12 protein-coding genes are annotated in these 12,503 nt (G+C 62.4%); 9 read left to right on the plus strand and 3 right to left on the minus strand.

Annotated elements, in window-relative coordinates; translation table 11 throughout:
* Nucleotides 1–40: 40 nt before the first annotated feature.
* Genes IC614_RS01885 through IC614_RS01905 form a run of 5 tightly spaced genes read left to right on the plus strand, consistent with a single transcriptional unit; the run spans nt 41 to nt 5,033 of the window.
* Nucleotides 41–1,063, plus strand: coding sequence for a 2-oxoacid:ferredoxin oxidoreductase subunit beta (locus IC614_RS01885; RefSeq protein WP_200972060.1), 1,023 nt, complete (start codon nt 41–43; stop codon nt 1,061–1,063).
* Nucleotides 1,064–1,071: 8 nt separating this feature from the next.
* Nucleotides 1,072–2,448 carry a cryptochrome/photolyase family protein gene (locus IC614_RS01890; protein ID WP_200972061.1) on the plus strand — a complete coding sequence of 459 codons (1,377 nt, stop codon included), beginning with the start codon at nt 1,072–1,074 and terminating at the stop codon, nt 2,446–2,448.
* A 12-nt stretch (nt 2,449–2,460) separates the two neighbouring features.
* Complete coding sequence (locus IC614_RS01895) at nt 2,461–3,720, plus strand: SAM-dependent methyltransferase (protein WP_200972062.1); 1,260 nt, start codon at nt 2,461–2,463, stop codon at nt 3,718–3,720.
* Complete coding sequence (locus tag IC614_RS01900) at nt 3,710–4,516, plus strand: PIG-L deacetylase family protein (protein ID WP_200972063.1); 807 nt, start codon at nt 3,710–3,712, stop codon at nt 4,514–4,516. The genes IC614_RS01895 and IC614_RS01900 overlap by 11 nt, the downstream gene beginning before the upstream one ends.
* Before the next feature lie 52 nt (nt 4,517–4,568).
* Nucleotides 4,569–5,033 (plus strand): hypothetical protein, encoded by a 465-nt coding sequence (locus IC614_RS01905; RefSeq protein WP_200972064.1) that lies wholly within the window; start codon nt 4,569–4,571, stop codon nt 5,031–5,033.
* A gap of 9 nt (nt 5,034–5,042) precedes the next feature.
* Here IC614_RS01905 and IC614_RS01910 read toward each other — a convergent pair whose 3' ends face one another.
* Both IC614_RS01910 and purF read right to left on the minus strand, forming a co-directional pair.
* Nucleotides 5,043–5,753, minus strand: coding sequence for an SDR family NAD(P)-dependent oxidoreductase (locus IC614_RS01910; RefSeq protein ID WP_200972065.1), 711 nt, complete (start codon nt 5,751–5,753; stop codon nt 5,043–5,045).
* A 26-nt stretch (nt 5,754–5,779) separates the two neighbouring features.
* Nucleotides 5,780–7,231: an amidophosphoribosyltransferase gene (gene purF, locus IC614_RS01915; RefSeq protein ID WP_200972066.1), complete on the minus strand. Its 1,452-nt coding sequence runs from the start codon at nt 7,229–7,231 to the stop codon at nt 5,780–5,782.
* Between the two features lie 228 nt (nt 7,232–7,459).
* On the opposite strand from purF, the gene IC614_RS01920 reads away from it, so the two are divergent.
* The 3 genes from IC614_RS01920 to IC614_RS01930 are packed head-to-tail and all read left to right on the plus strand — an operon-like array spanning nt 7,460 to nt 10,169.
* Entirely contained in the window at nt 7,460–7,891 is a 432-nt protein-coding gene (locus IC614_RS01920; protein WP_200972067.1) for a hypothetical protein, read from the plus strand.
* A gap of 40 nt (nt 7,892–7,931) precedes the next feature.
* Nucleotides 7,932–8,354, plus strand: coding sequence for a MerR family transcriptional regulator (locus IC614_RS01925; protein ID WP_200972068.1), 423 nt, complete (start codon nt 7,932–7,934; stop codon nt 8,352–8,354).
* 18 nt (nt 8,355–8,372) lie between these two features.
* The gene (locus IC614_RS01930; RefSeq protein ID WP_200972069.1) at nt 8,373–10,169 is read left to right on the plus strand and encodes an acyl-CoA dehydrogenase C-terminal domain-containing protein; all 1,797 of its coding nucleotides are present in this window, start codon (nt 8,373–8,375) and stop codon (nt 10,167–10,169) included.
* A gap of 44 nt (nt 10,170–10,213) precedes the next feature.
* On the opposite strand, the gene IC614_RS01935 is transcribed toward IC614_RS01930, so the two are convergent.
* Nucleotides 10,214–11,209 (minus strand): hypothetical protein, encoded by a 996-nt coding sequence (locus tag IC614_RS01935; protein WP_200972070.1) that lies wholly within the window; start codon nt 11,207–11,209, stop codon nt 10,214–10,216.
* 182 nt (nt 11,210–11,391) lie between these two features.
* Between IC614_RS01935 and IC614_RS01940 the strand changes: the two genes are divergently transcribed.
* A complete protein-coding gene (locus IC614_RS01940) occupies nt 11,392–12,468 on the plus strand; it encodes a hypothetical protein (protein WP_200972071.1) in 1,077 nt (358 codons plus the stop codon).
* Nucleotides 12,469–12,503: the final 35 nt, after the last annotated feature.

Here is a 12,503-nt window from a genome sequence, read left to right on the forward strand (position 1 = left end):
CCAGTCTGGACACCGGCCTTCGCCGGTGAACGAGGTTAGAATGAACGAACTGACGAAACTCACGGCGAAGGATTTCGCGACCGATCAGGAAGTGCGCTGGTGTCCAGGCTGCGGCGATTATGCGGTATTGAAAGCCGTGCAGCGCACTATGCCCGAGCTTGGCGCGCGGCCAGAAAACACCGTGTTCATCTCCGGCATCGGCTGCTCGTCGCGCTTTCCTTACTATATGGAAACCTATGGCTTCCACACGATCCACGGCCGCGCGCCGGCGATCGCGACGGGGGTTAAGCTCGCCAATCCCGAGCTCGACGTGTGGATCATCACCGGCGACGGCGACGCGCTGTCGATCGGCGGCAACCACACGATGCACGTGCTGCGCCGCAATCTCGATTGCCAGATCCTCTTGTTCAACAACGAGATTTACGGCCTCACCAAGGGGCAATATTCGCCGACCAGCCGCGCGGGCACCCGCTCTCCCTCGACGCCTTATGGTTCGGTCGATCGCCCGGCCAACCCCTGTGCCTTTGCCTTGGGTTCCGGCGCCCGCTTCGTCGCGCGCGGCATCGACGTCAGCAAATATCTCCCGGACGTGCTGAAGGCGGCCTATGCCCACAAGGGCGCGGCCTTCGTCGAAATCTATCAGAATTGCATCGTCTATAATGACGACGTGTTCGCGCCCTTTACCGCGAAGGAAAATGCCGGAAAGCAGCTTTGGCTGAAGGCGGGCGAGCCGATGCTGTTCGATGGCGGCGCCAAGGGTATCGCGCTCGACATGGCGACCCTGAGCCTTAGAGTCGTCGAGATAGCGGACGGCGATTGGCAGGGTGCGGGCGTCCTCGTCCATAATCCGCAAAACAAGGCTCTCGCCCAGATGCTCGTCGACATGCCGTCCGATATTTTCCCGGTTGCACTCGGTGTCATCTTCGACAGCCCGGCGCCGACCTTCGAAAGCGCGGTGATCGACCAGAATAAGGCGGTTTCGACCGGCAAGACGCCGAACCTCCAGGCGCTCGTGTCGAAAGGGCAGAGCTGGATGGTCGAGAAAGAACCCCGGGCGGAATAAGCGCGCTTGTGACTGCCCCGGTCATCCTCTGGTTCCGCCAGGATTTGCGCCTGGCCGATCAACCCGCGCTCGTGGCGGCGGCGTCGGAAGGCCCGGTCATTCCGGTCTATATTCTCGACGACCAAGCGCCCCGCCATTGGCGGATGGGCGCGGCGCAGCGCTGGTGGCTGCATCATAGCCTTGCATCGCTGGACAAGGATCTGCGCCGCCATGGCAGCCATTTAGTCCTGCGCAAAGGTCTGGCGGCTGAGGAAATCGTCCGGATCGCGCGGGAGACCGGCGCTACGCGTATCCATGCCGTCCGCCATTACGAACCCTGGTGGCAGAAGGCGGAAGAGGGTGTCTCAAAAGCCTTTGACCTTTGTCTCCACGATGGCAATTGCCTGGCGCCGCCCGATACCATCCGCACGGGATCGGGCGGACCCTACAAGATCTACACGCCCTTTTGGCGCGCACTTGCCGGGCGGATGCCGCCGCCGTCGCCACTGTTGGAGCCGCGCATCACCACGCCGGACAAGTGGCCGGAAAGCGAAGAACTGGAAGATTGGGGATTGCTGCCCGTCCGGCCCAATTGGGCGAAAGGCTTCGACGCGGAATGGACCCCGGGTGAGGCGGGCGCAAAGGCCCGGCTCGACGCCTTCCTGTCTGGCGTGGACGATTATTCCGTAAGACGCGACCTGCCTTCGGTTGAAGGCACCAGCCGCCTTTCGCCGCATCTCCACTTCGGCGAAGTCTCTCCGGCTATCGTCTGGCACGCGCTCTCCCGCAAGGCGGATGCAGCCAAGTTCGTGAAGGAGCTTGCATGGCGCGATTTCGCGCAAAACATGATGCTGGTCCTGCCGGGCATGGGCGACCGCAACGGACGGGAGGCGTTCGATCATTTCCCTTGGCGCACCGGTTCAGAAGCCGATGCCGATTTCGCCGCCTGGACGAAAGGCATGACGGGATATCCCATCGTCGACGCCGGAATGCGGCAGCTATGGGCGACGGGATGGATGCACAATCGCGTTCGGATGATCGCGGCGAGTTTCCTCGTGAAGCATCTTCTGATCGATTGGCGGCGCGGTGCGCGTTGGTTCTGGGACACGCTGGTCGATGCCGATTACGGCAATAACAGCCTCAATTGGCAATGGATCGCCGGGAGCGGTCTCGATTCCAATCCGTTCGGACGGATCATGGCGCCGCTCACCCAGTCGCCCAAATTCGACGCAGGCGGCTATATCCGCCGTTGGGTTCCCGAATTGGCCGATGTGCCAGATGCGGCCATTCACGACCCTGAAGAATCGGGCCTCCTGTGCCCGGCTTATCCCGCCAAGCTGATCGGCCATCGCGAGGCGCGGGAGCGGGCGCTGGCGGCGCTTGGCAGGGCGCGGAACACGGCCTAGGAAGTGCGGCCCATGGCCAGCCGCGGCAAGCATCTCACCCGGGCCGATCGTGCCTTTGCGACCGGCGGCGGGCTTTTCGCCCGTCTTTCCGGACGTGGTTTCGCGCGGATACTCGATCGCATAGACGCGGGGCTGGAGGAGGGCGGCATCGATGCCACGCTTCCCGACGGCAGCAAGCGCGTACTTGGCGGTCGGAAGCCGGGGCCGATGCCGGTCGTCCGCCTTCATAGCTGGAACGCGCTCGTCCGCCTTGTCACATCAGGGTCGGTGGGCTGGTACAAGGCCTGGGAATATGGCGAATGGTCCAGCCCCGATCCGGTGCCGCTCTTCGACCTTTTCATGCGCAATGGGGAAAGCCTGGGCGACGCCGCGCGTGCCAAGGGGTTTTGGCGCAGGGTGAACAAGGCGGCGCATCTTCTCCGCCGCAACAGCAAGGATCAGGCGCGGCGCAACATCGCGTTCCATTATGATCTCGGCAACGATTTCTACGCGGCCTGGCTGGACGAAACGATGACTTATTCCAGCGCCCTGTTCGACGACTTCGCCGAACCGCTGGAAGCGGCGCAGGAGCGGAAGGTGCGCGCTTTGCTCGACCGGCTCGACTTGAAGCCGGGCCAGCGCCTGCTGGAAATCGGCTGCGGGTGGGGCGGGTTGATGGAGATCGCGGCGCAGGATTATGGCGTGGCGGTGGTTGGCATCACGCTTTCAGCGGAACAGAAAGCCTATGCCGATCACAGGCTTGCCACGGCGGGATTGGCGAACCTGGCGCGGGTGGAACTGACCGATTATCGTGATGTGGCAGGACAATTCGATGCCGTTGCCAGCGTCGAAATGGTGGAGGCGGTGGGGCAGGATTATTGGCCCGCTTACCTTCACGCCATCGCCAGGGCGCTGAAGCCCGGCGGCAAGGCGGCATTGCAGTTCATCTCGATCCGCCATGCACTGTTCGACAATTATGCTGCGAGCGCCGATTTCATCCAGACCTACATCTTCCCCGGCGGCCTCCTCATCGACGAGCCGCGTTTTCAAGCCTTGGCGGCGAAAGAAGGGCTGGTTTGGCAGGGCCGCACGGGTTTCGGCCTTCATTATGCCGAGACGTTGAAACGCTGGCACGCGCGCTACGGTGCCGCAGTGGCCGGAAAGCGGTTGCCGTCCGGCTTCGACGATCATTTCCACAATCTTTGGCGTTATTATCTCATGTATTGCGAAGGCGGTTTTCGCGGCGGCGGCATCGATGTGGCGCAGGTGACCTTGATAAAAAATGACGTGTAAAGGCGAGGCGACCATTTTCGATCCGCAATGTGATACGATTTTCTTTTTGCAGCCGCATTCCGACGACATCGCCTTGTCGTGCGGCGCGACGGCGGCCGGATTCGCTGCGGCGGGACGGGACACCCGCATCATCACCGTCTTCGTTGGGGAAACGGTACCCGAAATGGTCGGGCCTTTCGCCGAGTGGAAGCATTCGCGCTGGAGCCTCCACGATGTCGATGCCGTGCGCGAAACGCGTCGGCAGGAGGATATCGAAGCGGCGGCCGTGCTCGGTTGTGCGCTCCGCTGGCTGGGCTTGCCGGACGCCATTTATCGCGGCGATCGGTATAAGCGGGATGAGGAGCTTTTCGGCGAGCTGAGCGATGAGGAATTGGCGCTCGCCGATCATTTGGTGGAGGAACTGGAGGGACTGCCCGAATGGCGGCGGGACAGCATGGTCTTCGTGCCCTTGGGTATCGGCGCGCATGTCGACCATCAGATTCTGTTCGAAACCGGCGCGCTGCTGGCGGCCCGAGGTTATGCCGTGTTCGCCTATGAAGACACGCCCTACATCATTCATAGCCCGGAAGGGCGCGCCGCCCGCTTGGCGCAGGTTGGCGACGCGGTCGGGGAGCCTTTCTCCCATGGCGTTGCGGGCACGATGGACGCAAAACTTGACGCGATTTCCCGTTACCGCTCGCAATTGCCGGTTATCTTTCGCTTTACGGATGATTATCGGGCAGCGGTGCAGCGTTATGCTTGCGAAGTGGGTAACGGCACGCCCGCCGAGCGCTTTTGGCCAGTGAGAAGCACATGACCCCCGCTTACGTGACGTTGCGCGCCATTCCTGCAGGTGCAAAAGAACAGACATGGCGATCCCGAACAACTCTCCGGCAGATGAGGCATTCATAAGCTCATTCGACGCCGATTTTCCCTATGAGGATCCTGCCGCCGCAACGAAGCTCATCCTGAAAGGCTGGCAGATATCGCTCAACGCGGCCTTTTTTGCGCTGCATGAAATATGCCGTCCGCCGCGCGGGGTTTCGGTTAGCAGGGAGAGGCAGCAGCATCTTTTGGATGAATGGGCTCGCCATTCCGACCACCCTTTGAAGGATTTATGCTCGCCTTGCGCGCAGGCCCTGATTGCTGGTCCACTTCTATCCTTCCAAGAAGGCGTCAGACTTATGCGGGGTATCGGCCAGTATGAGGGCCAGTATAATGCCTTGGCCGTCGTCTATTTCGCGTCCGATTGCTCGACGCCGGAGGGGGAGGGTCAACTGGAACAAACCCGCCAAGCTATTTATCGAAAATGGAATTCAAGCGGGGCGGTATAGCGGCGAAGGTTAACCAAGTGCGAGACGATAGCCCGTCTCGAATCCCTTCCTCAGCATCGCGGCAACTGCTTCGCTCACCTCATTTGGCTGTTTAAGAGTCGAAGGATCTTCGCCGGGATAGGCCCTGGCGCGCATCTGCGTGGCCGTCGCGCCCGGATCGAGAATGGCGACCTTCACTGGCGACAGGTTCTTCACTTCCTCGCCATAAGCCGAAACCAAGGTTTCCAGCGCGGCCTTGGACGCGCCATAAGCGCCCCAATAAGCGCGCGGATTTTGGCCGACGCTGGATGTGACGGCGATCAGGCGGCCCGCTTCGCTCCTGCGGAGCAGCGGATCGAAGGACGCGATCAACGCCTGTTGTGCAATCAGGTTGAGGGTGAGAACCTTGTTCCATTCCTTGCCGTCGATGCTCGATACCGGCGTCAGCGTGCCGAGCATGGCGGCGTTCAGCATCAGAATGTCGAGCTTGCCCCAACGTTCGGCGACCGCCGCCGCGAGGCGGGCAATGCCATCTTTCTCCGTAAGGTCCATCGGCGCGATCGTCGCGCTGCCCCCGGCGGCGTGGATTCGCTCCTCCACCTCTTCCAGGTCCGCTGCCGTGCGGGCGGTCAGGAGGATATGGGCGCCCGCACGGGCAAGAGCTTCGGCCGTCGCCGCGCCGATCCCGCGGCTTGCGCCGGTGACGAGCGCGACCTGCCCTTCAAGAAACTGGGTGCTCATTCGATATCTCCGGGGGCGAACGCGGATCAGGCGTAGCTTGGGGTGAGGGCGGGCTGACCCGCTTCGGCCTCACCCTGATCGGTCAGGGTGGTGGGATAATCGCCGGTGAAGCAGGCGTCGCAATATTGCGGCTGCGCCGCCGCACGGCCATTCTCTCCAAGCGCCCGATAAAGGCCGTCCACGGATATGAAGGCAAGGCTGTCCGCATCGATGTAGCGGGCCATTTCCCCCAAATCCATGCGCGCGGCGAGGAGCTTGCCGCGTTCGGGCGTGTCGACGCCGTAGAAGCAGCTGTGCGCGGTGGGCGGAGAAGCGATCCGCATGTGAACCTCCGCCGCGCCCGCGTCGCGGAGCATCTGCACGATCTTGAGGCTGGTCGTCCCCCGCACGATCGAATCGTCGATGAGGACGATGCGCTTTCCCTTGATGAGCGCGCTGTTGGCATTGTGCTTCAGCTTCACGCCCAGGTGGCGGACCTGGTCGCCCGGCTGGATGAAGGTGCGGCCGACATAGTGGGAGCGAATGATGCCGAGCTCGAACGGAATGCCCGATTCCTGGGCATAACCGATGGCAGCCGGCACGCCTGAATCCGGCACCGGCACGACATAGTCGGCGTCCACCGGCATTTCACGGGCGAGCTCCGCGCCGATTTCCTTTCGCACCGAATAGACCGAGGTTCCGTCCATGATGGAATCGGGCCGCGCGAAATAGATATGCTCGAAGATGCAGGGCCGGGGTGACCGCGCCTCGAACGGGCGCAGCGATTTGACGCCCGCTTCCGTGACCAGAACCAGCTCGCCCGGATCGACCGAGCGGATGAAGGTCGCGCCGACCACGTCGAGCGCCACGGTTTCCGAAGCGAAGATGATCGCATCCCCGAGCCGGCCCATGACAAGCGGCCGGATACCGAGCGGATCGCGGCAGGCGATCATGCCTTCGGCGGTGAGGCAGATGAGCGAATAGGCGCCTTCGACCTGCTTCAAGGCGTCGACGAAGCGGTCGACGAGCGCCGTATAGCCGGACGTGGCGACGAGGTGGATGATGACTTCGGTATCGGACGTCGACTGGAAGATCGAGCCGCGCGCATTGAGTTCGCGCCGCAGCTTCATCGCGTTGGAGATATTGCCGTTATGGGCGACCGCGAAGCCGCCGGACGACAATTCGGCGAAGAGCGGCTGGACGTTGCGCAGCGCGGTCTCGCCGGTTGTCGAATAGCGGACATGGCCGATCGCGGACGGACCGGCGAGATTGCGGATGATCTCGTCCTTGTCGAAATTGCCCGCGACATGGCCTTGTGCGCGATGGCTGTGGAACAATCGCCCGTCATAGCTGGTGATGCCCGCCGCTTCCTGGCCGCGATGCTGAAGCGCGTGAAGGCCGAGCGCCACCACTGCCGAAGCGGTTTCCGCGCCCCAAATGCCGAAAATGCCGCATTCTTCACGCAATTTGTCGTCGTCGAAGGGATTGGTGGTCAGCATGAAGCCCGTCCGTTGCCCGTTTCCGCCCGCCATATAGGAAGCCCGGACGGCTTTGTCGCCCTATTGTCATAAAAGATGTGGAACCGAACCGCCATTCGCACCGCTTGGGCAGACATGCGATGGATAGAGTCCCGGAAAACCCTGCTCCTCTGTCTTTTCCTGCCACTTTTCGCCAGCGGCTGCCGCGAAGCGCCGGCTGGTTCGGAAAGCGAGCGCGAGGGTCGGCAAATGACGAGGCCACCGAAAACCAAGCCAGTACTCGGCGCCGACGGGGCACTCGCCGATCTGACCGGCTTATGGGAAGCTGGAACGGAAAGGGCGAAAAGCCAGATGTGCATCATTGAGGATGCAAAGGTCGGCGCCAGTTTCGCCGTCGTACTGCGCGGGCAGGGGGAGCGGAGCTGCAGCGGCGGCGGCACGTTGCGACGCGATGGCGCCACCGTCCATATCGTCATGGCGGGAGAATCGGACTGCGCTTTCGATGCCGCGGTCGCGGGCATGGATATCGTCTTCCCGCGCTCCGTCCCGGCGGGTTGCGCTTATTATTGCACCGCCGGAACCAGTTTCTCCGGCGCGCGCCTGTCTTTGGTCGCGCCGTCCATCGAGGACGCCCGCCGGGCCCGCGATCTCGTCGGGGAGCCTCTGTGCGGCACGCGTTGAGGCAGTTGACGTTGACGTGAACGTAAAGTAGCAAGGCTTCATGCCACAAACCGCGCTCCACTCCGACTTTCAATCGGCCGATGCCGCCAATCGCACTTATTCCATCACCGATCTTTGCGAGGAATTCGCCGTGACCGCGCGCGCGCTTCGCTTCTATGAGGATGAAGGGCTGATCGCGCCGGAACGGCAGGGGCTGTCCCGCGTCTACAGCTGGCGGGACCGTGCGCGCCTTGCCTGGATCCTGCGCGGCAAGCGCGTCGGCTTCAGCCTCGCCGACATTCGCGAGATGATCGACCTCTACGATCGGGGCGACAACCGGCAGGAGCAGCGCCGGGTGACGATCGACAAGTGCAAGGCGCGCGTCGACCTCTTGAAGAAGCAGAAGGTCGATATCGATGCGACCATCCACGAGCTGGAAGGTTTCATCGATCTTGTCGAAGGCGCCGATCACCAAGCGAAATAACAAGCATCAGGAGCCGACATGCCAATCTATTCCGCCCCCGTCCGCGACACGCGCTATGTTCTGGAGCATGTCGTGGGGCTCGACCGCTATTCGAATGTCCCTGGTTTCGAGAATGCCACGCCGGATATGGTGGAGGCGGTACTGACCGAGGGTGCTCGCTTTTGCGAGGAAGTGGTCTTTCCGCTGAATCGCACCGGCGACGAAGAAGGCTGCACCCGGCATGAGGACGGCTCGGTCACGACGCCGAAGGGCTTCAAGGAAGCCTATAAGCAATTCGAGGAAGCGGGCTGGGGCACCTTGTCGGCACCGGTCGAATATGGCGGGCAGGGCCTGCCGCAGGTGATCGCGACCGCGTTCAGCGAATATCTGCTCTCCGCCAACCAGTCGTTCGAAATGTATCATGGCCTGACCGCCGGCGCGATCGCATCGATTCTCGTCAAGGGCTCGGACGAGCAGAAGGCCAAATATCTCCCGAAAATGATCGCCGGTGAATGGACGGGCACGATGAACCTCACCGAGCCGCATTGCGGCACCGATCTCGGCCTGCTCCGCACCAAGGCGGAGCCCCAGGACGACGGCAGCTACAAGATTACCGGCACGAAGATTTTCATTTCGTCGGGCGAGCATGACCTTTCCGACAACATCATCCATCTGGTCCTCGCCAAACGCGCCGGCGCGCCGGACAATGTGAAGGGCATTTCTCTCTTCATCGTCCCGAAATTCTTGGTGAACGACGATGGATCGCTTGGACCGCGCAACGGCGTCACCTGCGGGTCGATCGAACATAAGATGGGCATTCACGGCAACTCGACCTGCGTCATGAATTATGACGGTGCGACCGGCTATCTGATCGGCGAGCCTGAAAAGGGCCTGGCGGCGATGTTCATCATGATGAACGCGGCGCGCCTGGGCGTCGGCCTGCAAGGCCTGGCGCAGGGCGAGGTCGCCTATCAGAATGCCGTCCAATATGCGAAGGACCGCCGTCAAGGGCGCGCGCTGGTGCCGGAATTGAGGGATGAAAGCGCCAGGGCGGACACCTTGCTCGTCCACCCGGATGTGCGCCGCATGCTGATGGAAATCCGGGCCTATAATGAGGGCGCCCGCGCGCTGATCCTGTGGGGCGCGTTGCAGGTCGATCTCGCGCGCAAGGCGGCGACCGAAGAGGAGCGTCTTGCCGCCGACGACCTCATTTCCCTGATGACCCCGGTCATAAAAGGCTATGTGACCGACATCGGCTTCACGTCCACCGTGAACGCACAGCAGGTGTTCGGCGGCCATGGCTATATCCGCGAATGGGGCATGGAGCAGTTCGTCCGCGACGCCCGCATCGCCCAGATTTACGAAGGCACGAACGGCATTCAGGCAATGGATCTTGTCGGCCGCAAGCTCGGCAAGGATGGCGGCCGCGCGATCCAGCAATTCTTCAAGATTGTCGCGACTGAGGTGGCGGATGCAAAGGCCAGCGACGCGACGAAGGATTTCGCCGCCGCGCTCGAAAAGGCCAATGGCGATCTCCAGACTGCGACGATGTGGCTGATGCAGAACGGCATGGCGAACCCCAACAATGCGGGCGCCGCCGCTTATCCCTACATGACCCTGATGGGCATCGTGTCGCTGGGCCTCATGTGGCTCCGCATGCTGAAGGCGTCGAGTGAAATCCTCGCTTCCGGCACCGAGGACAGGGCTTTTCACGAAGCAAAGCAGGTCACCGCGCGTTTCTTCGCCGAGCGGATCATGCCGGATACCGGCGCCCTTCGCCGCAAGATCGAGGGCGGAGCGGAGAGCATCATGGCCCTGCCGGCCGAAGCGTTCTGAAAACCGGGAGCGGCCTTCGCGCCGCTCCCTTCATCATTCCGGGCTCAACGCCTCGTGAAGGTCCAGTTGACGCCATTGTCGCCGGACAGGGTGAAGCCATCGCCATTGCGGGCGAGGGTGTAGCGTTCATCCTCCTGCTTCACCTTTTCCAGGGCACCCTTGCCGCAGCGCTGGCGGGTATCGGCGACCGCGAAGATCACCTTGTCGCCTTCCATCCGGACGTGCCCGAATTTTTCCTGATGGACCGGCGTGCATTTGCCCTGGCGCCGTTCCATGTCGGCGATCATGTGGAAAGTGCCGTCGGGCGCGACGTTGAGGGACATGGTCCGCTTCACCTGCACCGGCTTATAGGAATAGACGATGGTCGTGTTCGTCGCCGAGCCCGGGCCGAACGTGCCGCCAAGGTCGCTGCCGAAACCGGCCGTCGCGGCCGCCGCCTGGAATTTGATTTCCGGTCCCCAGACAAGTTCGCTCCCAAAGGATTGCTGCGACCAATTGCCACCGATCCCGGCATTCGCCACCGCTTGCGCGGCGTTCTGCGCATTGCCCATGCGGTAAGGCAGTCCGCCAAGATTGGTCGTCATCGTGGCATCGGCGGTTCTAACGAAAGCCGCCATTGGCGTGAGCCGTTCGCCGGATGCCACCGCTTCCATATTGTTGGCGAAGGCCAGAAGGTCGCCGCCGTCCGGGGTGTCGTTGGCGTTGACGTCCTTCCAGACCATAACGTGATAATCGCCTTTTTGCGGCACGACGATTTCATAGCGGCCGACGCCGTTTTCGATTGTCACCGGAACCGTCGCGTCCTTGGCGCACGTTTCCTGCGGCGTCAGGCACGCGATCGCTTTCGCGCCGTCGAGCGAGTGCCCATCAGGCGCCGTCACGGTGCCGGCGATCAGCAAAGCAGGGTCGACGTTGGGCGCCTCGGCCGTCGCTTCGCCTTCGGCCGCCGCATTCTGCGTATCCGCCCCGCCGCACCCGGACACGGCCATGAGCGCGGCGAGAGAATAAAGAGCGCCGAGCGGCCTTCCATTTGTCATCATGATTCCCCTTCGTCAGCCAATCTGCCGAATCCCGCCACGGCGTTAACATGACCGGCTGGGCGCCAACAAGGCGAGGCTTGAAGCAGGATGGGTTAAGCCCTTCGTTCGTGAAGTCCTTCCGGACAGTGATATATTGGCGGCCGATCCCGCCTGTTCTAGAGTGAAGCGACGGGAGGGCCGGCATGTCGAATGAAAAGATGGAAGCCAATAAAGACGGGCGGCGGATCGGCAATCGCATCCTCATCGGTTTGATCGCCATCGTCGTCCTTGGCGTGGCGGCGCTTTTCGCTTGGCCCAAGGACGGAGTACGTCCGGCCAGCCCCTCATCCATCGCCGCTCCCGAAGCCAGCATGGTCAATGATATGCAGGCCGCCGACGATGCGCAGGCGATCGCGCCCGGCACGTTCGCCGAGTGGAGTGCCGAACGATATCCCGAAGCCGTCACGTTCAAAGCCGGCGAGTTGCGCGTCACCGTTACGGCCGTCTTGGACGAAGGCATGGCTGCCCCCGAAGTACGGGTGACCGCTCCGGGCATGAAAGACCATGTCATGAAAGGCGAATTGGCACAGCCGACGGCAACGCACCGCATTGGGGTCGGACGGCTCAATCCGCAAGCCCGGATCGATCATATCATCCTCGCCAGTTATTCGGGCGGCGCGCATTGCTGCACCAGGATCCAGGTCGCGGCCCCACTGGGCGAGGGGTTCACGACCGTCGACCTCGGCGAATGGGACGGGGCGGGGCTGAACGAATTCCCCAAGGATATATCGGGCGACGGCGTCGCCGACTTCGTTCTCTACGACAATGCCTTCCTCTACGCCTTCGCGCCTTATGCGTTCAGCGACGCGCCTCCGCTCGTCTACAATCTCGTCGGGACGAAATTCAGGGACGTGTCCAAGGCGCCCGCCTTTCGTCCCTTATTCGCCAAAAGCATGGCCAATAGCCGCGCGGACTGCATCACGCCGCAGGACGATAATCCCCGCAATGGCGCCTGTGCCGCTTATGTCGCCAGCGCCGCCCGCGCCGGGCGCCTTGATCAGGCGTGGGGGGAAATGCTCACATCGTACGGCCAGAGTGAAGAATGGGATCTGCCGCCGAGCTGCAAGGTGAAGGCGGAGCCGTGCCCGGACGATCAGCAATTCGTCCAACCCAATTATCCGGATGCCCTTTCTGATTTCCTTGTGAGCACCGGATACATCCCGGCGGGCACCCAGCTGCCGAACGTGCCACAGGAGGATAGCGAGACCGGCGGCGAATGATGGGGGCCGGGACGAAAGCCCACCCCAATCATCGT

The sequence above is a fragment of the Sphingosinicella flava genome (genome assembly GCF_016025255.1).
Taxonomy (GTDB): domain Bacteria; phylum Pseudomonadota; class Alphaproteobacteria; order Sphingomonadales; family Sphingomonadaceae; genus Allosphingosinicella; species Allosphingosinicella flava.